The 26,061-nt window shown below is 69.5% G+C and carries 22 protein-coding genes; 8 read left to right on the top strand and 14 right to left on the bottom strand.

Going from position 1 to position 26,061, the window contains the following annotated elements; translation table 11 throughout:
* Positions 1-100: 100 nt before the first annotated feature.
* Positions 101-292: a hypothetical protein gene (locus PV646_RS15565; protein WP_500342171.1), complete on the bottom strand. Its 192-nt coding sequence runs from the start codon at positions 290-292 to the stop codon at positions 101-103.
* A gap of 155 nt (positions 293-447) precedes the next feature.
* Here PV646_RS15565 and PV646_RS15560 point away from each other — a divergent pair, with 155 nt between their 5' ends.
* The 4 genes from PV646_RS15560 to PV646_RS15545 are packed head-to-tail and all read left to right on the top strand — an operon-like array spanning position 448 to position 7,839.
* Positions 448-1,737: a lanthionine synthetase C family protein gene (locus tag PV646_RS15560; protein ID WP_500342170.1), complete on the top strand. Its 1,290-nt coding sequence runs from the start codon at positions 448-450 to the stop codon at positions 1,735-1,737.
* A 33-nt stretch (positions 1,738-1,770) separates the two neighbouring features.
* Positions 1,771-4,842: a lantibiotic dehydratase gene (locus PV646_RS15555; protein WP_500342168.1), complete on the top strand. Its 3,072-nt coding sequence runs from the start codon at positions 1,771-1,773 to the stop codon at positions 4,840-4,842.
* Positions 4,839-5,930 (top strand): lanthionine synthetase C family protein, encoded by a 1,092-nt coding sequence (locus PV646_RS15550; RefSeq protein ID WP_500342167.1) that lies wholly within the window; start codon positions 4,839-4,841, stop codon positions 5,928-5,930. Before PV646_RS15555 ends, PV646_RS15550 begins: the two co-directional genes overlap by 4 nt.
* 13 nt (positions 5,931-5,943) lie before the next feature.
* The gene (locus tag PV646_RS15545) at positions 5,944-7,839 is read left to right on the top strand and encodes an ABC transporter ATP-binding protein (protein WP_500342166.1); all 1,896 of its coding nucleotides are present in this window, start codon (positions 5,944-5,946) and stop codon (positions 7,837-7,839) included.
* A gap of 6 nt (positions 7,840-7,845) precedes the next feature.
* On the opposite strand, the gene PV646_RS15540 is transcribed toward PV646_RS15545, so the two are convergent.
* Both PV646_RS15540 and dapE read right to left on the bottom strand, forming a co-directional pair.
* Positions 7,846-8,628, bottom strand: a complete 783-nt coding sequence (locus tag PV646_RS15540; RefSeq protein WP_500342164.1) for an LOG family protein — start codon at positions 8,626-8,628, stop codon at positions 7,846-7,848.
* A 17-nt stretch (positions 8,629-8,645) separates the two neighbouring features.
* Positions 8,646-9,713 (bottom strand): succinyl-diaminopimelate desuccinylase, encoded by a 1,068-nt coding sequence (gene dapE / locus PV646_RS15535; RefSeq protein WP_500342163.1) that lies wholly within the window; start codon positions 9,711-9,713, stop codon positions 8,646-8,648.
* A gap of 60 nt (positions 9,714-9,773) precedes the next feature.
* Here dapE and PV646_RS15530 point away from each other — a divergent pair, with 60 nt between their 5' ends.
* The 3 genes from PV646_RS15530 (at position 9,774) to PV646_RS15520 (ending at position 12,214) form a co-directional block, all read left to right on the top strand.
* A complete protein-coding gene (locus tag PV646_RS15530; protein WP_500342161.1) occupies positions 9,774-10,187 on the top strand; it encodes a hypothetical protein in 414 nt (137 codons plus the stop codon).
* A gap of 93 nt (positions 10,188-10,280) precedes the next feature.
* Positions 10,281-11,237, top strand: coding sequence for a 2,3,4,5-tetrahydropyridine-2,6-dicarboxylate N-succinyltransferase (gene dapD, locus PV646_RS15525; RefSeq protein WP_500342160.1), 957 nt, complete (start codon positions 10,281-10,283; stop codon positions 11,235-11,237).
* Positions 11,238-11,308: 71 nt separating this feature from the next.
* Positions 11,309-12,214: a hypothetical protein gene (locus PV646_RS15520; RefSeq protein WP_500342159.1), complete on the top strand. Its 906-nt coding sequence runs from the start codon at positions 11,309-11,311 to the stop codon at positions 12,212-12,214.
* On the opposite strand, the gene dapC is transcribed toward PV646_RS15520, so the two are convergent.
* A complete protein-coding gene (gene dapC, locus PV646_RS15515; RefSeq protein WP_500342158.1) occupies positions 12,204-13,301 on the bottom strand; it encodes a succinyldiaminopimelate transaminase in 1,098 nt (365 codons plus the stop codon). The two genes, PV646_RS15520 and dapC, sit on opposite strands and share 11 nt — an antisense overlap.
* Positions 13,298-13,624, bottom strand: coding sequence for a ferredoxin (fdxA, locus tag PV646_RS15510; protein ID WP_030480843.1), 327 nt, complete (start codon positions 13,622-13,624; stop codon positions 13,298-13,300). Before fdxA ends, dapC begins: the two co-directional genes overlap by 4 nt.
* A gap of 153 nt (positions 13,625-13,777) precedes the next feature.
* Here fdxA and PV646_RS15505 point away from each other — a divergent pair, with 153 nt between their 5' ends.
* On the top strand, positions 13,778-14,500 hold the full coding sequence (locus PV646_RS15505) for a GNAT family N-acetyltransferase (RefSeq protein WP_500342157.1): 723 nt from the start codon (positions 13,778-13,780) through the stop codon (positions 14,498-14,500).
* On the opposite strand, the gene PV646_RS15500 is transcribed toward PV646_RS15505, so the two are convergent.
* The 9 genes from PV646_RS15500 to typA form a co-directional block, all read right to left on the bottom strand.
* Positions 14,476-14,901, bottom strand: coding sequence for a hypothetical protein (locus PV646_RS15500; RefSeq protein ID WP_500342155.1), 426 nt, complete (start codon positions 14,899-14,901; stop codon positions 14,476-14,478). The genes PV646_RS15505 and PV646_RS15500 overlap by 25 nt on opposite strands.
* Positions 14,891-15,730: an N-acetyl-1-D-myo-inositol-2-amino-2-deoxy-alpha-D-glucopyranoside deacetylase gene (gene mshB, locus PV646_RS15495; protein WP_500342154.1), complete on the bottom strand. Its 840-nt coding sequence runs from the start codon at positions 15,728-15,730 to the stop codon at positions 14,891-14,893. Before mshB ends, PV646_RS15500 begins: the two co-directional genes overlap by 11 nt.
* Before the next feature lie 77 nt (positions 15,731-15,807).
* Positions 15,808-16,800, bottom strand: a complete 993-nt coding sequence (locus PV646_RS15490; protein ID WP_500342153.1) for an ABC transporter ATP-binding protein — start codon at positions 16,798-16,800, stop codon at positions 15,808-15,810.
* The gene (locus tag PV646_RS15485; RefSeq protein WP_500342152.1) at positions 16,797-17,957 is read right to left on the bottom strand and encodes an ABC transporter ATP-binding protein; all 1,161 of its coding nucleotides are present in this window, start codon (positions 17,955-17,957) and stop codon (positions 16,797-16,799) included. Before PV646_RS15485 ends, PV646_RS15490 begins: the two co-directional genes overlap by 4 nt.
* Positions 17,957-18,889 carry an ABC transporter permease gene (locus PV646_RS15480; RefSeq protein WP_500342151.1) on the bottom strand — a complete coding sequence of 311 codons (933 nt, stop codon included), beginning with the start codon at positions 18,887-18,889 and terminating at the stop codon, positions 17,957-17,959. Before PV646_RS15480 ends, PV646_RS15485 begins: the two co-directional genes overlap by 1 nt.
* The gene (locus tag PV646_RS15475) at positions 18,882-19,880 is read right to left on the bottom strand and encodes an ABC transporter permease (protein ID WP_500342150.1); all 999 of its coding nucleotides are present in this window, start codon (positions 19,878-19,880) and stop codon (positions 18,882-18,884) included. The genes PV646_RS15480 and PV646_RS15475 overlap by 8 nt, the downstream gene beginning before the upstream one ends.
* A gap of 94 nt (positions 19,881-19,974) precedes the next feature.
* The gene (locus PV646_RS15470) at positions 19,975-21,756 is read right to left on the bottom strand and encodes an ABC transporter family substrate-binding protein (RefSeq protein ID WP_500342149.1); all 1,782 of its coding nucleotides are present in this window, start codon (positions 21,754-21,756) and stop codon (positions 19,975-19,977) included.
* A 301-nt stretch (positions 21,757-22,057) separates the two neighbouring features.
* Positions 22,058-23,719, bottom strand: a complete 1,662-nt coding sequence (locus PV646_RS15465; RefSeq protein WP_500342148.1) for an ABC transporter family substrate-binding protein — start codon at positions 23,717-23,719, stop codon at positions 22,058-22,060.
* A gap of 339 nt (positions 23,720-24,058) precedes the next feature.
* On the bottom strand, positions 24,059-25,954 hold the full coding sequence (gene typA / locus PV646_RS15460) for a translational GTPase TypA (RefSeq protein ID WP_500342147.1): 1,896 nt from the start codon (positions 25,952-25,954) through the stop codon (positions 24,059-24,061).
* Positions 25,955-26,061 lie beyond the last annotated feature (107 nt).

The raw sequence follows: 26,061 nt of genomic DNA, 5'->3' as shown, positions 1-26,061 counted from the left end.
AAGATTCCATCGTCCCCCCAGAGCCGATCACAGGGGGACGATGGAACATGCCGCTATCGGCTCGCTGTCGGCGCGGTGACAGTCCGCTCCCGGCTCGTGATCAGCAGGGGCAGGGGCGGCCGGTGATCGAACCGCAGCTGATCCAGCAGGTGTTCCAGCCACCGGTGCACGTCTTGGTCATGGTGCAACCGTCGGTCACGCCCGCCTTGACGCCCTCCTGCACGTCCATCTCGCTGAAGCTGAGCTTCACATCGAGGTCGAACAGTTCCTCGGCACTGATGATGGCAGTCATGAGCAAATTCCCCTCAGATTAAAACCAGCACTTTCGACAGGCTGGACGATAAATCGCAAGAACCCCGCCGACCAATCATTTCAAGAGAATTCGAAGTGTTTGCTTCGATGCTGCGCGGCAGGCAAATTCAGACCTGCAGAGGGGAAGGAACGGAAATGACCACGCAGACCTCCACGCGCGCCGTCGAGATCGCCTTCGACGTGGCGCGCCGGGTGACACGGCCAGACCTGGTCGAGGCGGCACCCGACCTGATCGCCCGCCAGACCGCCTACCCCTTCATCCACCGGTGGCGACCGGATTCGCTCGCGACCGGCGACCTCGGCAACGCGCTGCTGTGCGCGGTGCTGGACGAAGCCCAGCCGGACGAGGGCTGGGACCGGCGCGGACGAGCCGGCCTGGCGCAGGGTGTCGACGGGCTCGCACGCGGTCAGGGCCTGCTCTCGCTCTACTCGGGACTGTCGGGTGCCATCAGCGCCACGACGCTGCTCGGCCGCGAAGGCACGCGCTACCAGCGGATGCTCGCCGAACTCGACCGCACCGCCCTGCCCACCATGCGCGCGGCCGCGCGGCGGGTGGCCGAGGCCCCGGACGTCGACGTGCCCGAGTACGACCTCATCAGCGGAGTCGCGGGGTGGGCCGCCGCGCTGTCGCTGCGACCGGCCACCGGCGAGGTCGGCGACACCCTCCGCGAGCTCGCGGACGTGCTCGCCACCCTGCTCGACGACCGGGACGGCCGTCCCCGGCTGCTGGTGCCCGCCCGGCACCTCGAACCGGATCTCGCCGCGGCGGCACCCGGCGGCAACGAGGACTGCGGCCTGGCGCACGGCGTGCCCGGCGTGCTGGCCACGTTGGCGCTGTTGGTGTCCGACGGCCTGGTGGAACCGACCGACGAGGTGCTGCGCGGCCTGGACTGGGGTGCCCGCAGGCTGGCGGCTGTCGCCGACGACCTGGAATGGCCGTCCATGCTGCTGCGCGACGAGGACGGCAGGGCCGCTCCCTCGGGCAACGGCGGCCGCTGGGGCTGGTGCTACGGCACACCTGGCGTCGCCTGGGGACTGTGGGTGGCGGGGCGGACGCTCGGCGAAACCCGGTTCCAGGACCTCGCCGCGGGTGCGATGCGCAGGCTGGCCGACCGCAGGAGCGGCCCCACCTGGCCGGAGAGCCCGACGATCTGTCACGGGATCGCCGGCGTGATGCTCCTCGCCGACTCCTTCGCGCGGGCGACCGGTGACGAGGAACTGCGGCTGCGGACCGGTGAACTGGTCGACGAGGTGGCGGGCCACTACGACCCCGAACTGCCGTTCGGCTTCCAGGACGTCGAGAACCAGGGCAACGCGGTCGACAACCCCGGTCTGCTCAACGGCGCCGCGGGCATCTCGCTGGCTCTGCTCACCGTCGCGGACGTCGCACCGAGGCAGTGGCTCCGGCTGTTCCTGCTCGGCTGAGGCCCGCACCACCGAACGGAAAGGCAAGCAGACATGGCTCCGCACCCGCTGTTCCGCGTGGGCACGACAGGGATGCTGCGCATGGCCGTCCTGCCGGGCGACCGCGCGGCGGTCACGCACGTCGACCTCGACCCGGACGTGCCCGACTACCCCGAGCGGCTGGCGAACTACCTGCGCGACGTCACCAAGGACCCCCTCCTCCTGGAGGCGATCACGGTGTCCAGCGACCAGCTGGCGGGCACGCTCGACCGGCTGCGGTCCGGTGAGCCGGTGTCGAAGTCGAAGCTCCAGCGGGCCGCGTTCGCGGTCACCCGCTACCTGCTGCGGATGTCCGGTCGTCCCACCCCCTTCGGGCTGTTCGCGGGTGTCGGCGTCACGTCGTTCGGGGACACCACGTCGGTGCGGCTGGGCGAGAACCACGTCAAGGGCGTGCGCCCCGACAGCGCGTGGCTCACCTCGCTCGTGACGGCGTGGGAGCGCTCACCCGAGATCCAGCCGCACCTGCGCGTGGTGACCAACGGACTGTGCGTGGAACGGGCCGGGCGCATCGTGCTGCCCTACGTCCGCGAGGTCGACGAGAACACCGGGGAGCGGTCGAAGGCCGGAGCCGAGGAGGTCTCGCTGCGGGCGACCCCGGTCGTGCTGCGCGCGCTGGAGCTGGCACGGACCCCGGTGACCCACCCGGATCTCGTCGAGGCGCTGTGCCGGTCCTTCGCCGCGGCGACCCCGGACCGCGTCCGCGTCCTGGTGAACCACCTGATCGCCAACGACGTCCTGCTCACCGACCTGCGGCCCGCCACGACGGAGCTCGACCCGTTCGCCCGGCTGGTGGCGGCCTCCTCGGAAGACCTGCTCGAGGAGATCACCGACCTGCTCGCGGCGTTCCGCACGGCGGCACCGGGTGAGGGACTGCCGCACTGGCACCGCGTCGTGGCGGCCATGCGCGAACGCAGCCCCAGCACCAAACCACCGGTCCACGTCGACCTGCGGCTCGACGCGGACGTGCGACTGCCGTCGGAGGTGGGCGAGGAGGCGCGCCGGGCCGCGGAGGCGTTGTGGCGGCTGGCCCCGCTGGACGGCTGGCCCACCCACCTGCGGGAGTACCACGCCGACTTCTGCGAGAAGTACGGGTACGGCAGGCTCGTGAAGATCACCGAACTGCTCGACCCCGCCACCGGGCTCGGTGCGCCGGCCGGCTACCGGACGCCCCGCAACGAACGGGTCCTCCGCGGAGCGGAGCGCCGTGCCACCACCGCCCGCGACCGCAAGCTCGCCCGGCTCGCCCAGGCGGCGATGCTGCGTGGTGCGGCGGAGGTCGTGCTGACCGACGCCGACCTGGAGTGGGTGGCCGAGAAGCCCAAGAGCGCGGTCCCGCGTGGCGTCGAGATCTCCGTGTACCTCTGCGGCTCGACGCGCGAGGCCGTCGACGACGGCGACTTCACGTTGCACGTCTCGCCACTGGTCGGTACGAGCCAGGTGGGCGCGACCTTCGGCCGCTTCGCGTACCTCTTCGGCGACCACGGCCACTTCCGCGACCTCTACCGGGTGCCGGACGAGCCGCACACCGCCCACCTGCAGCTCGTCTACCCGACCGTGTCGCCTCGGTCGGGCAACGTCGTGCAGGTCCCTCAGGTCGTGCCGGACCAGCTCGCGATCGGCGTGTTCGCCGACGCGGACGACCCGCACGTGGTGAGCGTCGACGACATCTACATCTCGGCCGACGAGGACCGCTTCCAGCTCCGGTCGCTGTCCCGCGACGCGGAGATCGTGCCGCTGGTGCCGCACATGCTGAACGACCTCGTCGGTGTGCCCAACGCGGTCCGCCTGGTGCGGGAGGTCGCCGAGAGCGGCACCCGTCAGCTGCACGCGTGGGACTGGGGCGGCGCGATGGTGCTGCCCTACCACCCGCGGGTCCGCTACGGGCGCACCGTGCTGTCACCGGCGTCCTGGCTGATGCCCAAGTCGCTGCACGACGAGACGCTGTCGTTCGCCGGCTGGCTCGCCGAGCTGGCCACCTGGCGCGAGGAGTGGCGCGTGCCCGGCGAGGTGCAGATCGCGGTGCAGGACCACCGGGTCGACCTCGACCTCACCGTGGGCCTGCACTGCCAGGTGCTGCGCGACGAGCTCCGCAAGCGCGAGTTCGTGCTGCTGTCCGAGGTGGTCGGCGCCGGGCCCGACCGGTTCGGCTGGCTCGACGGGCACGTGGCGGAACTGGTCTTCCCGTTGCACCGCGCGACTCCGCCGACCCGGCGGGCCCGACCGGTCCCGTCGACGGCGACCGAGGTGCCGCCGCGGCACTCACCGGGCGGCGAATGGCTCTACGCCAAGGTGTACGCGGGTTCGGCGCACCACGACGAGATCCTGACCGAGCGGCTGCCCCAGCTGCTGACCGCACTGGGCGACGACGTCGACCGGTGGTTCTTCCTGCGCTACGCCGACCCCGACCCGCATCTGCGCCTGCGGTTGCACGGCTCGCCGGACCGGCTCACGTCCTCCGCGCTGCCGCTGCTGCGCGAGTGGGTGGACGACCTCCGGGAGGCACGGCTGGCCAACAGGTTCGTCCTGGACGACTACGAACCGGAACTCCAGCGCTACGGCGGTCTCGCGGCGATGGCGGACGCCGAGGCGGTGTTCCAGGCGGACAGCGAGGCCGCGCTGGCCCAGCTGCGCCTGCGCCGCACCGAACTGTCCGATGTGGACGCCGCACTGCTACTGGCGATCGGTCACGTCGACCTCCTGGCGGCGACCGGGACGCCCACCTGGCCGGAGTGGCTGCTGACCGCGTTCCCCAAGGGGGACAAGCACTCCGCCTTCCAGCAGCGACGCCGGCAGGCCGTCTCGCTGGTCGACCCGTCCGGCGAGTGGACGGGCCTGCGCGGCCGGGCCGGCGGGGCGGAGCTGCTCGCCGCGCTGGGGTCACGTGCGGCGGCCGTCCGGCGTTACGGCGACGGGCTGGCGGAGCACTCGTGGTCCGTGGCCATGGCCGCGTTGCTGCACATGCACAGCAACCGGCTCGGCGCGTCGTACGACGTGGAGTCCGAGTCGTACGCGATCGCCAGGGGCGTCGTCCAGGCGCACCAGGACCGCGCCCGGTTCACCACGTGAGCACCGATCCCGTCCACCGCGTGGCCGAACGGCTGCTGGCCGCGCCGCCGGCCACCGCGGGTCTGTCCGGCGGGCTCGCCGGCAGCGCCCTGCTGCTGGCCGAGCTCGGCCGCCACGACGCGGGTTACCGCGCGCACGCGCACTCCCACCTCGCGGCGGCGGTCGCGGCACCGACCGCCGCCGCGCGCGGCCTGTTCGACGGGATCGCCGGACTCGGCCTGGTCGCGTCGATCGCGGCTCGCCTGCCCGGTGAGTACGGCTCGTTGCTCGCGTCCGTCGACGGCCTGGTCCGCGCCCAGGTGCGGCAGCGGCTGTCCGGCTCCTACGACCTGGCCGACGGCCTGGTGGGACTCGGGCGGTACCTACTGCACCGCGGAGAGGAACACCCGGAGCTCACCGATCTGCTGACACGTCTGGTCACCTCCGCGCACCGGGGCTGGTGGGAGGAGAGCACACCCGAGATGGTCGAGGCGGACCCGGCGTTCCTCGGCACCCACGCCAACCTCGGCATGGCCCACGGGGTGCCGGGAGCACTCGCGCTGCTCGCGCTGGCGTGGCGCGCGGAAGTCCGGGTGGCCGGCCACGACGCTGCCGTGAAGACCATCGTGGACTGGCTGTTCGAGCAACTCGACGACCAGGGCGACGGGCCGTACTGGCCCGGCTGCGTCACCCCGCGCGGACCGATCCCAGGAGAGGGTTTCGGGTGGTGCTACGGCACTTGCGGTGTCGCCAGGGCGATCCAGCTGGCCGCGGGAGCGTTCGACCGGCCGGACTGGGCGGACCGTGCCGTCGCGGTCGCGCGAACCGCCGTCGGCAGGCTCGTCGCCGAACCCGGTCTGCTGCGCGACGCCGGGCTGTGCCACGGCTGGGCGGGAGTCACGCAGCTCACCGGGCGGATGGCCAAGGACAGCGGTGACCCGGTGCTGCGCGCGTCCGCGGATCTGTTCGCCGCCCGGCTCACCGACTTCGTGGACGTCGAGAACACCGGTTTCCTGGACGGGGCCGCCGGGATCGGGCTGGCGCTCGACGACCACGCGCGCGGCTATCCGGAGTCCGGCAACTGGGACACCGCACTGCTCATCTCGTAGCGAGGGGAACACCATGACCGCTCCGTTGATCGGCGTGGAGAACGTGGCGACGCCGCAGTGGGCGGCGGTGGGCCACGACGCGGCGACCGTCAGCTTCAGCCGAGCGCTGCGCGGCCTGCCAGAGGTGATCGCCCTGGTGCTGCGCCTGGCCTGGCGGAGCTCGCGCCGGCTGACCGTCCTCGCCGGTCTGGCCCAGGTCGTGTCCGGTGTCGTGACGGCGTTCGGTCTGCTCGCCACCTCGGACGTGTTCGTCGCATTGCTGCGCGAGGGCGCCACACCGGACAGGCTGGCCGGCTCGCTGCCCGCGATCGCCGTCGTGGTCGGGTCCTACGCCCTGCGCGCCCTGCTGGACGCGGCGGTCGCCGCCGTGGAGGCGTCACTGCGCCCGTTGGTCACCCGCGCGGCCGACGAGGAGGTCACCTCGGCGGTGGTCCGGGTCGACCTGGTGGCGTTCGAGGACGCGGACTTCCGGGAGCTCGCGAGCCAGGGCGGGCGTCACGGGGTGCGTGCCATCGACACCAGTCTCAGGTCGGTGGCCGATCTGGTCTCCTCGGGTATCTCCATGCTCGCCGCGGTCGTCACGGCGGGCCTGCTCAACCCCTGGTTGGCGCCCGCGCTGCTGCTCGCCGCGCTGGCGAACGGGTGGGCGGCGGGCAAGGTGTCGAAGCTCAACCACCAGCACTTCCTGGACAACGTGACCCGCACGATGCGCAAGGGTGTCGTCGAGGAGGTGGCGACGCAACGCGACTTCGCCCTCGAACGGCACGCGCTGACGTTGCAGGAACGGCTGCTCGACGAGTACCGGACGATCACCGCGAGCCTGGCGCGAGAGGAGATCCGGCTCGCGCACCGCGGCAACCTCGTGCAGTTGGGCGGCCGGACGCTCGCGGGTCTGGGTACCGCGTTCGCCTACCTGGTCCTGGGTTTCCTGCTGTACTCCGGCGGGATGGCGCTGGCGTTGGCGGGCACCGCCGTGCTGGCGATGCGAACCGCGTACACCGCGTTGTCCTCGACCACCAATGCGGTGAACACGCTGTACGAGAACTCCTTCTACATCGGCTACTACCGCACACTGCTGGCCGAGGGCGCTCGCCGGGCACCCGCGCCGTCGACGATCACCGCTCCCGAGGATCCCGCCCTCATCAGCCTGGACGACGTCACTTTCGCCTACCCCGGGCAGCACACCCCGGCGGTGCGCGGAATCTCGCTGACCGTGCGCCGCGGTGAAGTCGTGGCGCTGGTCGGCGAGAACGGGTCGGGCAAGACGACGCTGGGCAAACTGATCACCGGCCTGTACCTGCCCGGTGAGGGTGTCGTGCGCTGGGACGACGTGGACCTGGCGACCACCGACCGGAACTCCGTGCACTCGAACGTCGCGGTGATCGCCCAGGCCCCGGCGCAGTGGCCGATGACCGCCGAGCACAACGTCCTGGTCGGACGGCTGGATCGCGCCGACCCCGACCGTGCGGCCTGGCACGACGCCATCACCAGGTCCGGCGCCGACGAGGTGCTGGACACCCTGCCCGAGGGCGCGAACACCGTCCTGTCCAAGTACTTCAACGACGGCCAGGACCTCTCCGGCGGCCAGTGGCAGCGGATGGGTGTGGCCAGGGGCATCTACCGCGACGCCGCCGTGCTCGTGGCGGACGAACCCACCGCGGCACTGGACGCCAAGGCCGAGGCCAGGGTGTTCGAGGGACTCCGCGAAGCGAGTGCGCGGCGCACCACGATCCTGGTCACCCACCGGCTCGCGAACATCCGCAACGCGAACCGGATCATCGTGCTGGACCAGGGCCGGATCGTCGAGCAGGGCACGCACCACGAGCTGATGTCGTTGCGCGGCCACTACTTCGAGCTGTTCGAACTCCAGGCCTCGGCGTTCCGCGACGGGCTGGTCAGCTCGCCGTGAGCGGGGTCAGTGGGCGTCCGCCCAAGCCTTGTGCGCGTCCTTGACCACCCGCACCGCGTCGTCGATGTCGTCCGTCAGGTGCAGCAACGCGAGGTCCTTCTCCCCGACCTTGCCACCCGCGAGCACCGAGCTCTGGATCCAGTCGTAGAGCCCCTGCCAGTACTCGGTTCCGAACAGCACCACGGGGAACTTCGTGACCTTCTTCGTCTGCACCAGCGTCAGCGCCTCGAACAGTTCGTCGAGCGTGCCGAAACCACCCGGCAGGCAGATGAAAGCCTGCGAGTACTTGATGAACATCGTCTTGCGCACGAAGAAGTAGCGGAAGTTCACGCCGAGGTCGACCCACGGGTTCAGGCCCTGCTCGAACGGGAGCTCGATGCCCAGGCCGATCGAGAAGCCGCCGGCTTCCGAACAGCCGCGGTTGACCGCCTCCATCGCTCCGGGGCCGCCACCGGTGATCGCCGCGAACCCGGCCTCCGCCAGTGCCGCGCCCAGGTCGCGCCCGAGCTGGTATTCCGGGTGGTCACGGCCGGTACGCGCCGATCCGAAGACCGTCACCGCGCTCGGCACCTCGGCCAAGGCGCCGAACCCCTCGACGAACTCCGCCTGGATGCGCAGGACCCGCCACGGGTCGGTGTGCACCCAGTCGGAGGGGCCGCGGGAGTCCAGCAGCCGCTGGTCGGTGGTGGTGGTGCGGTCGTCCTTGCGGTCGCGTCGTTCCACGACCGGGCCGCGACGCTTCTCCGATGGGCGCTCGTCGACGGCGCCGTTCTTCTTCTCTTCCGTCATCACTGAGATTCTAGAGATCAGTTCAACAGAAATCGCTTAAGCACGTCGAAACACTCGGTGATCTGCCGGACGGGCACGTTCTCCTCCTGAGTGTGCGCCAGCGTCGGATCACCCGGCCCGAAATTGACCGCGGGCATGCCCAAGGACGCGAACCGCGCCACGTCCGTCCACCCCAGCTTGGCCACGGGCGTCCCGCCGGCGGCCCGCACGAGTTCCTGGGCGGCGGGGGCGTTCAGGCCCGGCAGCGCACCGGCCGCGAGGTCCGTGACGGTGACGTCGAAGCCCTCGAAGACCTCGCGCAGGTGCTGTTCGGCCTGCTCGACGGTGCGGTCCGGCGCGAACCGGTGGTTGATCGTGAGCACGGCCGCGTCCGGCACGACGTTGCCCGCGACGCCGCCGCTGATCTTCACGGCCTGCAGGCCCTCGTGGTAGTGGCAGCCGTCGATCTCGGGCTGCCTCGGCACGTACGACTCCAGCCGGCGCAACGCCTCGCCCAGGCCGTGGATCGCGTTCTCGCCCATCCACGCCCTGGCGGTGTGCGCGCGCTTGCCCGACGTGCGGATCTCGATGCGCATCGTGCCCTGGCAGCCGGCCTCGACCGTGCCGTTGGACGGCTCGCAGACGATCGCGAGGTCGCCGCGCAGCCACTCCTCCAGCTCTCGCTGGATGCGCGTCAGCCCGTTGCGCTCGGCCTCGATCTCCTCGCAGTCGTAGAAGACGAACGTGAGGTCGTGGCGCGCGTCCGCACTCAGCGCCGCGATCGCGAGCATGACCGCGTCGCCGCCCTTCATGTCGACGGTGCCGCAGCCGTGCAGGACGTCGCCCTCGCGGCGGCTCGGGAAGTTCTGGTTGATCGGCACGGTGTCCAGGTGCCCGGCGAGCACCACGCGGCGCTCCCTGCCGAGGTTCGTCCGCGCCAGCACGGCGTTCCCTGATCGGGTGATATCCAGGTGGGGCGCGTGGAGTTGGAGCGATCGTTCCACGAGGTCCGCGATCTCCGCCTCCTCCCCCGACACGCTGCGCACATCCACCAGCGAGGTCGTCAGGTCGATCGGGTCGGCGTGGAGATCAAGGGTGTCGGACACGCGGTTCACCCTACTCAGGCGGCTTGGGCGCTGGGCCGTTCAGCCGATACCGTGCTGTGCGTGATCAAGCGCACACTCCTGGTCATCTTCCTGCTGCTCATGGCCACCGGCTGCGGTGAGGCTCCCGCCGCGTGCGACCGGCAGTGCGGCGAGATCCGGACGTTGTTCACGGCGCCCTGCGGCTCGCAGCACAGCTTCACCCCGGCCGACTGCGCCGCGTGGGTCGGGGAGGTCAGCACCATGACCCGCCGCCTCGACAGGTCGTTGCAGGGCAAGCAGGTCCAGCAGGACGTCAGCGAGGTCCTGCCCCGGCTGATGACCGCGGTGGGCGACTTCGAGGCGCACCAGTGCGGCGAGGTGCGCGTGGACAACGTCTCGAGCACCGACGCGCGCCAGTCGAAGTGCAACGAGGCCCTCATCGCCACCCGCGGCGACCTGGGCTCGCTGTACTTCAGCGCCGAGGTTCCGGACTGATCCTCCGGCGCCGCTTCCGGCGTGGCCACGAGGGCACGTCGCACCTCCCGCCGCACGGTCACGGGTTCGGCCGTCGGACTAAGCTCGGTACCCGTGAGCACCGCATACGGCATCGGCTTGGCCACTGTGACCCCGGACGGCACCGTCCTCGACACCTGGTACCCGTCCCCCGCCCTCGGCGAGGCGGGCGAGCCGGGCATCGTCCGCGTGTCGTCCGCCGAGATCGCGGAGGCGCTGGGTGAGGCCGCCGCGAAGCTGCTCGGCGAGGACCTGGAACGCGGCGTCGAGGTCGTCGGCGTCAAGGCCGTCATCGACCTCGAGGCGGCCCCGGAGACCACCTACGACGTCTGGCTGCGCCTGCACCTGCTCAGCCACCGCCTGATCCAGCCGCACGGCGCGAACCTCGACGGCATGTTCGGCCTGCTGACGAACGTCGTGTGGACGAACCACGGCCCGTGCGCGGTCGACGGCTTCGAGCAGACCCGCACCCGGCTGCGCCTGCGGGGCCCGGTGACGGTCTACAGCATCGACAAGTTCCCGCGCATGGTCGACTACGTCGTCCCGTCCGGCGTCCGCATCGGTGACGCGGACCGCGTCCGCCTCGGCGCCCACCTCGCGTCCGGCACCACGGTCATGCACGAGGGTTTCGTGAACTTCAACGCCGGCACGCTCGGCAGCTCGATGGTCGAGGGCCGCATCTCCGGCGGCGTCGTGGTCGGCGACGGTTCGGACGTCGGCGGCGGCGCGTCGATCATGGGCACCCTGTCCGGTGGCGGCAAGCAGGTCATCAGCATCGGCGAGCGCTGCCTGCTCGGCGCGAACGCCGGTCTGGGCATCTCGCTCGGCGACGACTGCGTGATCGAGGCCGGTCTCTACATCACCGCGGGCACGAAGGTCACGCTTCCGGACGGCGAGGTCGTCAAGGCGGTGTCCCTGAGCGGACAATCGAACCTGCTGTTCATCCGGGACTCCGTGACCGGCACGGTCCGGGTGTTGGCCCGCAAGGGCACCGGCGTCGAACTGAACGCGGCCTTGCACGCGAACGACTGACACGGGAATTCGGTGTCCGGGGCCCGGTCTGCGCAGGCAGGCTGGGCCCCTCTCACCTGAAGGAGGTGCACGTGCTGAAACAGCGACTGGAGTTGAACGCTCGCGCTGCCATAGAGCGTGCCCTCCAGGGTGCGCAGTCGGAGGACTCCTTCGTGGAGTTCAAGACGCAGTGGCCCGTCGACCACGGCAAGGCCGCGCGCCAGATCGCCGCGCTGTGCAACGCCGCACGCGGGTCCGAGGCCATGTGGATCGTCGGCGTCGACGAGAAGGGCCGCTACGTCAAGGGCGCTCCCGCCGAGGAGTTGTCGAGCTGGTGGCCGCGGGTCGAGAGCCACTTCGACGGCGTCGCGCCGGGACTGACCACCGTCGCGTTCGACTGGGCGAGAAACCGCACGGTGGTCGTTCTCAGCCTGCAGACCGACAACGCGCCGTACGTGTTCGTCACGAAGAAAGAGCCGTACAGCAGGGAAATCCCGTGGCGCTCGGGTGAGCGCACGAGGTCGGCCCGCCGTGGCGAGATCCTGGAACTGCTGGTGCCCAAGCTCGACATGCCCGGCTGGGAGTTCGTCAGCGCCCGCGCGACGCTGAGCCAGCACTCGCCGACGCTGCGGTTCGAGGGCGACCTCTACCTGGAGACGAACCAGCCGTTGTCGTTGCCGCACCACAGATGCCACTCGTACGCGACGTACGGGCTCGACCTCGCGACGGTCGACCTGCAGTTCAGCTTCCGCACCAACACGCGGGACGTGCGGGCCGTCGAACGCGTCGTGCGCGTCGCGGAACCGGCCGTGCTCCACGTCAGCGCGGACGCCGACGTGGAACTGGACTCGTTCGCCGACCTCTGGGACCTGCACTGGCACCTCGTGCTGGGCCTCGGCCTGAGCGGCGAGGAGATCAGCACGTCGGTGCGGCTCACGACGGACGCCGTGCCACCGAACCAGTTCACGCGCCGGGTGTGGTCGGCCCTCAAGCCTTGAGCCGCTCCACGGCGGCCGCGACGCGCTCGTCCGTCGCCGTGAGGGCGATCCGGACGTGCTTCGCCCCCGCCGGCCCGTAGAACGTGCCGGGAGCGGCGAGGATGCCGCGGGCGGCCAGCCAGGAGATCGTCTCCCAGGCGTCCTCACCGCGTGACGACCACAGGTAGAGCCCCGCCTCGGAGTGCGACACGGTGAACCCGGCCGCCTCCAGCGCGGGCTTGAGCACCTCACGCCGGGCCAGGTACCTCGACCGCTGCTCGGCGACGTGCTCGTCGTCCTCCAGGGCGGCGCGCATGGCCTCCTGCACCGGCCGCGGCACGATCATGCCGGCGTGCTTGCGCAGTTCCAGCAGGCCCGCGACCAGCTCCGGATCACCGGCGACGAACCCGGCCCGGTAGCCCGCGAGCGACGACGACTTCGACAGCGAGTGCACGGCGAGCAGGCCGTCGAAGGAGTCCACAACGGACGGATGCAGCACCGACACCGGCGAGGAGTCCCACGGCAGTGCCAGGTAGCACTCGTCGGACGCCACGATCGCGCCGGCCGCACGGGCGGCGGCGACGGCGTCGCGCAGCTGCCCGGCCGACAGCACGCGCCCGGTCGGGTTCGACGGCGAGTTGAGCCACACCAGCTTCGTGCCGGCGGGCGGCGGTTCCCCGTCGGCCAGGCGGACGACCTCGGCTCCCGCCATCAGCGCGCCCACCTCGTAGGTGGGGTACGCGACGGCAGGCACGGCGACGACGTCGCCCGGCCCGACGCCGAGCAGGGTGGGCAGCCACGCCACGAGCTCCTTGGAGCCGATGGTGGGCAGCACCGCGTCCGCGGACAGCCCGACGATCCCGTACCGGCGCTCCACCGCGGCGACGAAGGCCGCACGCAGCTCAGGAGTGCCGTGGGTGGTCGGATATCCGGGAACGTCGGCGACCGACGACAGCGCGGACTGGATCACCGCGGGAACCGGGTCGACAGGGGTGCCGACCGACAGGTCGACCACACCACCGGGGTGCTTGCGCGCCCTGGCGGCGTGGTCCGACAACTGGTCCCACGGGAAGTCCGGCAGCGCCGGCCCCCTGCGTTTGATGATCAATGCCCCTCGGCCTGCGGCGCGAGGACCTTCACGAACTCCGGGTCGGCGCTGACCTTGCCGACCTTCGACGCGCCACCGGGCGAGCCGAGCTCGTTGAAGAAGTCGACGTTCGCCTTGGTGTAGTCCTTCCACTCGTCGGGGACGTCGTCCTCGTAGTAGATGGCTTCCACCGGGCACACCGGTTCGCACGCGCCACAGTCCACACACTCGTCGGGGTGGATGTAGAGCATCCGGTCGCCTTCGTAGATGCAGTCGACAGGGCACTCTTCGATGCACGCCTTGTCGAGCAGATCCACGCACGGCTGGGCGATCACATAAGTCACTGCGCTCTCCAACTTCATCTGGTCACACCGCGCAAGCCGGAGAGTACGCGGCACGTTCGAGTATCACCCGGTCAGGCTTGCCTTAGCTATGCGATGTGACACGTCCTCACGGCTACCTGGAAAACCTCTCGCCAACGTAGTCAAGATGGACCTGTGCACACCGTGGATCACCTGGAACGTCTCTGCGCGCGAGCATGGCCCGTCCTGGCAGAAGTTCCGCTAGGAGACTGGTTGATGCGCGCCGCCGAGGGCTTCACCGGCCGCGCGAACAGCACGCTGACCTGCGGTGATCCCGGACTGCCGATCCCGGACGCACTGAGGGCCGTTCGTGGGTTCGCCCGCGAGCACGGCATCAAACCCACGGCGCATGTGGTCAACGGCTCACCACCCGAGTCCGCGATCGAAGCCGCAGGCTGGCGGGTGGATCTGGATCATCCCGGTGGTGCCGAGTCACTGGTCATGACCGGCCCGCTGGAGAAGTTCGCGGAGGGCGTAGCCGAGAGCCGTGATCTTCCCGGATGGTGGGAACTGACGGCCGGATCCGAGGTCTCCGCCGCACAGCGGCACGTGCTCGGCAGCGGCGGCAACGTCTGCTTCGCGAGCCTCACCGCCGACGGCACCGTGATCGCGGCCGTGCGGGGCGCCGTGGTCGAGGACGTGCTGCACGTGGCCCGGCTCGCCGTGCGGCCGTCACACCGCCGCCAGGGCCTCGCACGGCGCCTCATGGGCGAGCTGGGGGGCTGGGGCCTGGAGCAGGGCGCCACGACGTGCGCGCTGCAGGTGGCCGAGCACAACGAGCCGGCGATCAGGCTGTACGAGGAGCTCGGTTGCTCCGAGCACCACCGCTACCGCTACTGGATCCCGGCGGTCTCGTAGAGGCCCGGCCGGTTCGCCGCGTTGCGCGCCATCACGGCGCCCACGGCCACCGCGCCGGGCATCGCACCGCCCGCGATCAGCAGGAGCGTGCGCCAGTCGCCGAGCAGGAACTGGCCCTGGCCGCCCGGCTCCAGGAAGCCGAGCGTGAAGATCGTGAAGAACCACACGATCAGCGGGGCCGCGGCGGCCAGGACCCGGTCCGACAGGCCGGCCGCCCACTGCACCAGCAACGGCGTGGTGACGATGGCCACCGCGATCGTGACGGGGAACGGGACGTCTCCCAGCCTGGGCAGCAGGGTGCCGTCCAGGCGCACCGGGAGGAAGAACGCTTCGAGCACGGCGAGCACTGCTGCCTCCACGCACAGAAGCAGCAGGAAAACGACTCGCCAGCTACCTGTCACCACCCAGTCCTCCGAACAGATCCGTCTCCGCGCCGACCGCGGAACCCTTCGCGAGCACGTAGTACTCGGCACCGACCAGCGGCTGCGCGATGTCGTTCGACAACGCGTACCCGCCGTCCCACACACTGACCTGCGTCGAGTGTGCCCGCAGCGCACGGCGTTTCGCCGTCAGGTGCTCCGACACGTCGACAACCGTTGTGATCTCTTCATCCGGCGTCACCGGGAGCTCACCCGCGGCGGGGAGCCGGAACGCCTCGGGGACGTTCTCGAGCCCGGCCACACCGGCGGCCGTGGCGTCGCGGGACGTCACGGCGTAGAAGACCCGTTCGACGTCGGAGACCTGGGCGCACGCGGCGACCGTGATCTCGTGCGCGCGGATGTGGTCCGGGTGGCCGTAGCCGCCGAACGCGTCGTAGCTCACGACGACCTGAGGCTTGACCTCGCGCAGGATCTCGACCAGCTGGGCGGTCTGGTCTTCGACGGCGCCCTGGACGAACGCGCGCGCCTTCGCGTTGGACGGCACGTCGACCATGCCGGAGTCGCGCCAGCGGCCGATGCCGCCGAGGAACCTGTGGTCCGTCACACCGAGTGCGGCGCAGGCTGTTCTCAGCTCGCCCACGCGGTATCCACCCAGCTGGTCGGCGGCGTCGGCGGCGAGGTGCGCCAGCGCGGGCGGGATGATCTCGCCCTCTTCGCCCAGCGTGCAGGTGACGACGGTGACGTGCGCGCCCGCGGAGGCGTAGCGCGCGATGGTGCCGCCGGTCCAGAGACTCTCGTCATCCGGGTGGGCGTGCACGAAGAGCAACCGTGGTGGGGCAGTCAGCGTCACCGGAAAAGAGTAAAGGCCGCCTTCATCGGTTGATAAAGGCGGCCTTTGCTAACGGTCCGGCACGAAGAGCAATGCTGCTACACGACCGCACGTTCCTCGGCGAAGTGGCAGGCGGACAACGTTCCTTCCGGGCCACCGCGCCTTTCGAGCTTCGGTTCTTCGGTCGCGCAGATGTCCTGCGCCTTCCAGCACCGGGTGCGGAAGCGACACCCCGACGGCGGGTTGACCGGCGACGGCACGTCACCGGTCAGCACGATCCGCTGACGCTGACGTTCCGCCTTCGGGTCCGGCATCGGCACGGCCGACAGCAACGCCTGCGTGTACGGGTGCATCGGCTTGTTGTAGATGGCCTCGCGCTCGCCCATCTCGATGATCTTGCCGAGGTACATGACCGCGACCCGGTCCGAGATGTGCCGCACCACCGAGAGGTCGTGCGCGACGAACAGGTAGGCGAGCCCGAGCCGTTCCTGCAGTTCCTCCAACAGGTTCACGACTCCGGCCTGCACCGAGACGTCCAAAGCGGACACCGGCTCGTCCAGCACCAGGAACCGCGGGTTCAGCGCGAGCGCACGGGCGATGCCGATGCGCTGCCGCTGACCGCCGGAGAACTCGTGCGCGTAGCGGCCGCGGTGCTCGGGGTTGAGGCCCACGAGCTCCATCAGCTCGTTGACCCGCCGCTGCACGCCGCCCTCGACACCGTGGATCACCAGGGGTTCCGCGATGATGTCGTTGACCTGCCACTTGGGGTTCAGCGACGCGTACGGGTCCTGGAAGACGATCTGGATGTGCTTGCGCAACGGCCGCAACTGCTTGTTGCTCATGGTCGTCAGCTCGCGGCCCTCGAACTTCACCGAGCCCGACGTGGGCTTGTGCAGCTGCAGGATCGCGCGCCCGGTCGTGGACTTGCCACAACCGGACTCACCGACGAGGCCGAGCGTCTCGCCGGGGTGCAGCGTGAACGACACCCCGGAGACGGCCTGCACCGTGCCGACGTTGCGCGGGATGATTCCCTGGCCCCGCACGGGGAACTCCTTGACGAGGTCGGTGACCTCCAGCAGTGGCGCGGTCACTTCGCCTCCTCATCCTTGAGCAAAGACCCGTGCACGGCGGTCACTTCGAGCGACTCGTCGGGGTTGGCCGCGGCGAACGCGGCCGGGTTCTCCACCGTGCCGATCTCGTCGTGCAGGAACAGCCGCTGCGGCGTCTCGATCGTCGCGAGGTGCTCCCAGCGGTGGCACCGCGTCGTGTGGTTCGCGGCGCCGGCCTCCTCCAGCAGCGGTTCCCACTCGTTGCACACGTCGGCGACGAGCGGGCAGCGCGGCGAGAACGAGCAGCCCGTCGGCAGGTTCACGAGCGACGGAGGCGCGCCCTTGATCGGGGTGAGCCTCTTGCCCAGGGTGGACGGGTTCGGGACCGAGCCCAGAAGTCCCACCGTGTAAGGCATCCGCGGCCGTTCGAAGACGTCGTCGACCGGGCCGGACTCGACCACGGTGCCGCCGTACATCACCTGCACGCGGTTGACCATGCCCGCGACCACGCCGAGGTCGTGCGTGATCATGACGATCGCCGCGTCGGTCTCGGCCTGCAGGCGCAGCATGGTGTCGAGGATCTGCGCCTGCACCGTCACGTCGAGCGCGGTGGTCGGCTCGTCGGCGATGATCACGCTGGGATCGTTGATGATCGCCATCGCGATGACCACGCGCTGCCGCATGCCGCCGGAGAACTCGTGCGGGTACTGGGCCGCGCGCTTGTCGGGCTGCGGGATGCCGACCAGTTCCAGTGCCTCGACCGCCTTGGCCCACGCCGCCTTCTTGGAGACGTCGTGGTGCGCGCGGTAGGTCTCGGCGAGCTGCCACCCCACGGTGTAGACGGGGTTCAGCGACGTCATCGGGTCCTGGAAGATCATCGCGATGTGCTTGCTGCGGAACGGCTGCATCTGCTTGTAGCTGCGACCGTTCAGCTCCTCGCCGCGGTAGCGGATCGAGCCTTCGATGATCGCGTTCTTGGGCAGCAGGCCCATGATCGCCATGGAGGACACGGACTTGCCGGAGCCCGACTCGCCGACGATGCCGAGCACGTCGCCGGCGTTGAGGTCGAACGAGACGTTGCGCACGGCGCGAACGTCGCCGTCGTCGGTCGGGAACGTGACGCTCAGGTCCTTGACCGACAACAGCGGTGCGGTGGTGTTGGAGGGCAGGAAGTCCTCCGACAGTTCGGAAACACTCATCAGGCACGCACCTTCGTCTGCCTCGGGTCGAACGCGTCGCGCAGGCCGTCACCGATGAAGTTGACGGCGAGGGAGAGTGCCACCAGCACGATGAACGGACCCCAGAACAACCACGGCCTGGTCTGGAACTGCCCGTAGTTCTCCAGCACGATCACGCCGAGCGAGGTGTCCGGAGGCTGGACGCCCAGGCCCAGGAACGACAGCGCGGCCTCGGTGAGGACCGCCGCGGCGATCGCCAGCGTGGCGTTGACGGTGATGCTGCCGATCATGTTCGGCACGAGGTGCTTGAAGATGATCCGCGGCGTCGAGGCGCCACACGCGCGTGCCGCTTCGATGAACTCGCGCTGTGCCAAGGAAAGCGTCTCGCCCCGGGTGATGCGGGCGATGGACATCCAGGCGAACGCGGCGAGCACGAGCGCGACGACGTACCAGCTGCCGGAGAACCCCTTGACGACGATCGCGGCGACCGCGATCTGAGGGATGATCAGCAGCAGGTCGACGAGACGCATCAACGCGGCGTCCACGAAACCGCGCAGATATCCGGCGAGCGCGCCGAAGGTCACGCCGACCGCGGTCGCCAGTGCGGCCACGATCAACGCGATCTGCAGCGAGTACCCGGTGCCGCGCATGAGAAGCGCGAGCATGTCCTTGCCGACCTGGGTGGTGCCGAGCGGGTGGGTGCCGCTCATCGGCTGGTAGGACTTGCTGCTCACGTCCTCGTAGTCGAACGTCCAGACGAACGGTCCGAGGAACGCGAACAGGATGAGGAAGACGAAGACGCCGAGGCTCACCATCGCGAGCCGGTGGCGCAGGAAGCGCCGCATGACCAACTGGCCCTGCGTGCGGGTCTTGGTGGCGTCGAACTCGTGCGAGTCGGACTGGGGAGCGCTGTTCACCACGCCGCCCTCGGACGCCATGTTGATGTTAGCCAAGGCGAATCCTAGGGTCGAGGATGCCGTACACGATGTCGGCGAGCAGGTTGAACAGCACGACCAGGGTCGCGGTGACGGCGAGCCAGCCCATCAGCATCGGCGGGTCGAACTGCCGCACGGAGTTGACCAGCAGCGTGCCCATGCCGGCCCAGCCGAACACCGTCTCGGTGATGATCGCGCCGGACAGCACGGCACCGAAGTTCAGCGAGAACAGCGTGGACACCGGGATGAGCGCGTTGCGGAACGCGTGCTTGAAGATCACGCGGCCCTGCGAGATGCCCTTCGCCCGTGCGGTGCGCACGAAGTCCGAGTGCAGGATCTCCAGCATGGAGGCGCGTTCGAACCGGCTGTAGGCGGCGAAGCTGATCAGCATCAGCGCGACCGTCGGCAGCAGGAACGTGCCGGTGTACTTGAAGATCACTTCACCGAAGCTGCCGGTGAAGCCGCCCGGCCGCGGACCCGCGGTGGTGAGCCAGCGGTCCAGCCCCATCGACTCCAGGACGTTGTTGAACTGGATGCCGTAGTTCTTCACGATGACCGCGACGCAGAAGATCGGCATCGAGAACATGAGGAACGCGGTGCTGGTCGCGAGGTAGTCGAAGATCGAGTACTGGCGCACGGCGGCGAGCACGCCGACCGAGACACCCAGTGTCAGAGCGAGGAGTTCGGCGCCGATGACGAGTCGTCCGGTCGTCCACAGCGCGTCGGTGACAGCGGGGAAGACGGCGGTCTTGGCCTGACCGAGGGCGATGCTCTGGCCCCAGTCGCCGGACAGGAAGTCGCCGAGCCAGTTCCAGTAACGGACGAACACGGGCTTGTCCAAGCCCAGTGCGGCCTCCGCGGCCTTGAGGTCGGCTTCGGTGACGCCGGGCCGGAATCGCATCTCCGCCAAGGGATTACCGGCGGTGGCGACGAGGACGTAACAGGCGAAGCTGCCGATCAGCAGGATGGGTATGGAGATCAGCAGGCGCCGGATGATGTAGCGGATCACGGGCGGGCTCCTAGGGAACAACCCGGCTCGGGCGGGGCCGGACTCGTGGTCCGGCCCCGCCCGGTCAGGCGTTGCGCACTTCAGCTAAGACGATTTACTTGGTCTGCCACTCGTTGGCGTTCCACAGCGCGCCGTAGTAGCTCTGGTTGTACACGCGGTCGATCCCCTTGAATGCCCACATGTTCGGCATCTGGAACAGCGGCAGCGAGCCGTAGGCGTTCGAGATCTCCTCGTCGGCCTTCTGGAAGAACTTGAGCGAGTCCGCGATCGAGGTCTGGGACACGGCCGACTTGAAGGCCTCGTCCGCCGCCGGAACGGTCAGGTTCTGCCAGTTCTGGCCACCGCCGGTCTCGTAGATCGACTTCTTGTCGCTCTTGGTCGGGCCACCGGACCACGCGAACAGCGCGACGTCGTAGTCGCCCTGGCTCACGCGCTCGTCGAGGAAGTTCGGGTCGGTGTCGTCCTTGACCTCGATGCCGGCTTCCTTGCACTGGCCCTGGATCAGCTCGACGGTCTGCTTGCGCCGCGGGATGTCGGTGTGGCTGATCCGGAAGGAGGCGCGCACGCCGTCCTTCGCGAACACGCCGTCCGCACCCTGCGCCCAGCCCGCGTCACCGAGGATCTTCTTCGCCGCGGCCGCGTCGCCCTTCGCCTTCTCGGCGTAGAGGTCCTTGTAGCCCTCGTCCTTCGGGAAGAAGATCAGGCTGCCGAGCGGCTTGGCGTCGGACTGCACCTCGGTGATCAGCTTGTCGATGATGTCCTGGCGCTTGATGCACATGAAGAAGGCCTTGCGGATCTCTTCCTTGGCCAGCACCGGGTTCTTGAACTGGATGTCGAGGTGCTCGAACGACAGGCCGGGGCCCGCGCCGAACGTGACGCCCTGGGCGCTGAGGCCCTTCAGCTTCGTCGCGGCGTTCGCGTCGGGCTGGGCCATGGAGTTGACGGCGACCTCACCGTTCTCCAGCGCCTGCGCCTGCGCGACCGGGTTCGGGACCGCCTTCAGGACGATCTTCTCCGGGCCACCGGCCTTGCCGATCCACTTGGGGTTGCGCTCCAGCGTCACCGACTGGTTCGGCTCGAAGCCGGTCAGGACGTAGGGGCCCGCACCCGGCATGAGCTCCTTGGTGAAGCCGTTCCACTTCTCGTTCCAGAAGTCGGCTGCCTTCTGGATGTCAGCGGCGGCGCTGTCCTTGTTCAGCTTGGTGACATCGGCGATGCCGGCGTTCTTCTCCAGGATGTGCGCGGGAAGAATGTCGTTGTTGAACAGGCCGATGTAGTCCGGGTACGGGTCCGCGAAGGAGCCGACGAACGTCTGGTCGTCCTTGCACTCACCGGTCATGAGGTCGTACCCGGTGGCGCCGGCCGGCTTGAAGTACTTGCTGCCGTCGGCCTTCTTGGACGAGTTGCTCTGGGTGAACCACGCCATGTAGAAGTCGTCGCAGTCCCAGGCCTCGCCGTCGGACCAGCTGACGCCCTTCTTCAGCTTCCACGTCACGACCTGCGGAGACTTCGAGGTGACCTCGACGCTCTCCATCACGTCCTTGTTGACGCTGTACTTGTTGTTGCCGTTCAGGATGTGCGCACCAGGCTGCACGAGAACCAGCGCGAACGTGTTGTAAGACTGGTTGGCGTCCTCGGTCGCGTTGTTGTACGAGGTGAACGGCTTTTCGGTCGACACGACGACCTGACCGCTCTGCTTCGTATCCGGCGCGGTGTAGCCGTCCGCGGACTCGCCGCGTGCGACAGCCATCTCCGCGATGGTGGAGTCGCCACCGTTCGCGTCGCTGCTCCCACCACCGCCACCACCGCAGGCACCCAGCACGAGAGACGCGCTGGCGACCAGTGCGATCGCCGGAAGTGCTTTGGTTCTCCTCATCGACACGTGCCCTCCTAGCACTGGGCGGCCGTGGCCAGGTCGGCATGCACGCCCATAACGTTGATGTGCCATACGCGCCCCGAACCGGCACATCGTGGGCAGCACCGTAAGAACCCGTTGAGGCGGCGGTCACTACCTGAGAGGGCGATCGTGACCCAATGGAAACAGGTTGTAGCAGGCCGCAATGGCCCGATTACCGGGCGGAAGCGTTCGTTGACCGGGCGCACGGAATTCTGTCAACGAGAACGGCCGAACGTAGCAACGCTCAAAAGATGCGCGCAACGCAATTTCGGCACCTCGACTACTTGTCGAGGCGCCGCCATTCGGGTGCACCGCTGAGCACGCCCGCCAGGGGTGCCCCGGTACCGACACCTGAAACCGTGGGAAGCACACCAAGTAGATCAACTACCTGGAACAACGGCACCGAGACGGCCTGGGCGGCGATGAGGGGCTCGACCCGCGCCAGCACGTCGGACACGAGGACCTTGCCGTTGAGCGCGGCGTCGATGTCCGCCTGGATCGCCGGGTCGCAGAAGCCGGCGACGTTCTGCGGGCTGGGCGTCGCCCCGTCCGGAGCGTCACCGGCGCACCCGTACTCACTCGCGAGCGCCGCCGCCGTGTCCCCCGCGTCGACCCGCGGCACGACGGCGATGTCGATCTCCTTCTCCGTCAGCTGCTTGCTGAAGAGGTCCTCGGCACTCGGCGTGACGACCTCGGAGTCGATCCCGCGGTCCTTCAGCTGGGCCTTGATCCGGTTCGCGATGCCCACGTAGGGCTCGGACTTCTCCGGCGCGGCGATCCGGAGCTTGAGCGCCTTGCCCGCCTTCTGCCACTCGATGCCGGCCTTCGCGTACCCGGCCTCGGTGAGCAACTGGTCGCTCGCCGCCGCGTCGAGCGTGTTCGCGTTGATCGTCTTGACGTACCCGGCCCGGCTCGGCGGCACCACGTACGAGTCGGCCCGGAACGACGCACTGGGCCCGCTCTGCGTGCCGGACGCGATGAGCGCCTCGCGGTCGAGCGCGGCCATGATCGCCTTGCGGGTCTTCAAGTCCTTGAGCTGCTCACTCGCGGGCCGCAGCAAAACCTGCACGACCTCGTTGCGCGGCACGGGTTTCGTAGTGATCTTGTCGATCGCCTTGAGCAGGTTCACGTCCGCCGCGTCCGCCCGCAGCAACACCGCCTGGTTGTCGCCTTTGGACAGCGACTCGGCCATAGCGCTGTGCGTGGCCCGGCGGATGACGACCCGGTCGAGCGTCGTCGGCACCTCCCAGTACCGATCGCTGCGTTCCAGCACGACCTCACCGCGCGGCTCGTCGAGACTGCGCACCTGGAACGGCCCCGCGGTGGCCGGGAACCCGGTGGCGAGCACGTTCGACCACGTGCCGGGCGCGTCCTTGAGCAGGTGCGCGGGCAACAGGTTCGAGAAGAGGCTGCGCCACCCCGGGAACGGCTTGCCGAAGGCGACCTCGACCGTCTTGCCGCCTTCGCGAGCGCTGATGTTGTTGATGAGCCGGTAACCCGCCGGATCCACAACTCCGGGCTCGGCGCGCATACGCTGCCACAGGTAGTAGAAGTCCTCGGCGGCGATCGGAGCGCTGTCCGACCAGCTGGCGTCCTTGCGAATCGTGTAGGTGACCGTGAACGGCTCGGCCTTGGTGACCTTGGCACTCACCATGAGGTTCCGGTCGAGCTGCGGCGCGCCGTCGTTGCCCGGCCTGAACGGGCTCGGCAGCAACAGGGAGCTGAGCGCGGTCGTGATGGGGCTTTGCGCCGCGAGGGCGTGCGGGTTGTAACCGCCGGCCACGTCGTCCACACCGACCACGATCTCGGTCACCTTGGGCCCCGTGGTGGTGATGACGGGCGCCTCGGACTTCGGGACCAGCGGCGGAGGAGGCGCGTTCGTGCACGCCGCTGCTGTGCCGCACAGCAGCGCCGCGGCAAGCACTCCCCCGAGTCGCCTCATGGTCCTCACATTGCCAGAAGGGTGGTGGTGGCGTTCGGGCAACCCAGGTTTTGTCACCCGCGCCACTTGGTGGACGTGCCGGGTTGTGACGGGGTTGCTCGCACGGTGGGTAGTACGGCTCACCTGGTCGGGTGGTTCGGGTCGGTTTGACGCCTCGGCTTCGCCGTGCGGCTGTTGCCTGGTGTGGCCCGTGCCCCGCTGAGTCCCGCCCTGGCGTTCCAGGGCATCCGTGCCACTCCAGGCACGTCCCAAGGCCTCCCCCGCCCGCACCACACCCCGGACACGACAAAGGCGACCGGGCCGAAGCCCAGCCGCCCCTGTCAGGCGTTCAACTCAGCGTCAGCCGCGAGCCTTCAGACGCGACCGCTCGCGGCCACGCAGGTTCGCGTCCAGCGTGACCTTGCGGACGCGGATGACCTCCGGGGCCACCTCCACGCACTCGTCGGAAGCGCAGAACTCCAGCGCCTCCTCCAGCGAGAGCTTGCGGGGGCGGGCCAGGGTCTCCATCACGTCGGCCGTGGAGGAGCGCATGTTCGTGAGCTTCTTCTCGCGGGTGATGTTGACGTCGAGGTCCTCGGCGCGCGGGTTCTCGCCCACGACCATGCCCTCGTAGGCGTCGGCGCCCGGCTCCACGAAGAACGTGCCGCGGTCGGCCAGCTGGATCATCGCGTAGGCGGTGATGGAGCCGGTGCGGTCGGCGACCAGGGAGCCGTTGTGGCGGGTGCGGATCTCGCCCGCCCACGGGGCGTAGCCCTCGGAGACGGCGTTCGCGATGCCGGTGCCGCGGGTCTCGGTGAGGAACTCCGTGCGGAAGCCGATGAGGCCTCGCGACGGGACCACGTAGTCGAGCTTGATGCGGCCGGTGCCGTGGCCCGACATGTTCTCCATGCGGCCCTTGCGGTTCGCCAGGAGCTGCGTGACGGCGCCGAGGTGCTCCTCGGGGCAGTCGACGGACAGGCGCTCGAACGGCTCGTGGATCTTGCCGTCGACCGTGTGCGTGACCACCTGGGGCTTGCCCACGGTCAGCTCGAAGCCCTCGCGGCGCATCTGCTCGACCAGGATGGCCAGCGCCAGCTCACCGCGGCCCTGCACCTCCCAGGTGTCCGGACGCTCGGTCGGCAGGACCTTCACCGACACGTTGCCGACGAGCTCGGCGTCGAGGCGCGCCTTGAGGACGCGGGCGGTGAGCTTGGTGCCACCGTTGCGACCGGCCAGGGGCGAGGTGTTCACACCGACGGTCATCGAGATGGCCGGCTGGTCGACCGTGATCCGGGGCAGCGCCTCGGGGGCCTCGGCGTCGGCCAGCGTGTCACCGATGGTGATGTCCGCGATGCCGGCGATGGCGACCAGGTCACCCGCGCGGGCGAACTCGGCGGGAACGCGGTCCAGCGCCTCGGTGATGAGGAGCTCGGTGATGCGGACCTTGACGGGCTCGCCGTCCTCGCGGCACCACGCCACGGTCTCGCCCTTGCGCATCGTGCCCTGGTGGATGCGGCACAGCGCGATGCGACCGAGGAAGGTCGAGGCGTCGAGGTTCGTGACGAGCGCCTGGAGCGGGCCGTCGACGTCGACGTGCGGGGCGGGGATGTGGTCGAGCAGCACCTGGAACAGCGTGTCCAGGTTCTCCTCGTCCGGCAGGCCGCCGTCCTCGGGCTGGGTCAGCGACGCACGACCGGCGCGCGCGGAGGCGTAGACGACCGGCAGGTCCAGCACGGACTCGTCGGCGCCCACCTCGGTCGCGAGGTCGAGCAGCAGGTCGTGGGCTTCCTCGACGACCTCGGAGATCCGGGCGTCGGGGCGGTCGACCTTGTTGACCAGCAGGATCACCGGCAGGCCGGCGGCGAGCGTCTTGCGCAGCACGAAGCGCGTCTGGGGCAGCGGGCCCTCAGAGGCGTCGACCAGCAGGACGACACCGTCGACCATGGACAGCGCACGCTCGACCTCGCCACCGAAGTCGGCGTGGCCGGGGGTGTCGACAACGTTGATGATCACGTCGCCGTCCGGCGTGTGCCTGCGCACAGCCGTGTTCTTGGCGAGGATCGTGATGCCCTTCTCGCGCTCGAGCTCGCCCGAGTCCATGACCCGGTCGACGAGCTCGGCACGCGCGGAAAAGGCGCCGGACTGGCGCAGCATTGCGTCGACCAGGGTGGTCTTACCGTGGTCGACGTGCGCGACGATCGCGACATTTCGCAGGTCAGTTCGCGTCTGAAGGGCAGACGCGGTGGCCGTGGGCACGCAGAACTCCTAGAGCTTCGAAGGCGTTGGAGGGGCTCGCGCCGGACACTTCGATGCGCAGGGCCGTTGTTCATACTACCGGCTGCGTCGCCATTACCACACAAGAG

The organism is Streptomyces sp. ID05-26A (genome assembly GCF_033794685.1).
Classification (GTDB): Bacteria; Actinomycetota; Actinomycetes; order Mycobacteriales; family Pseudonocardiaceae; genus Lentzea.
Note: the sequence above shows the minus strand (reverse complement) of the source record. Positions and strands in the feature narration are given on the sequence as shown.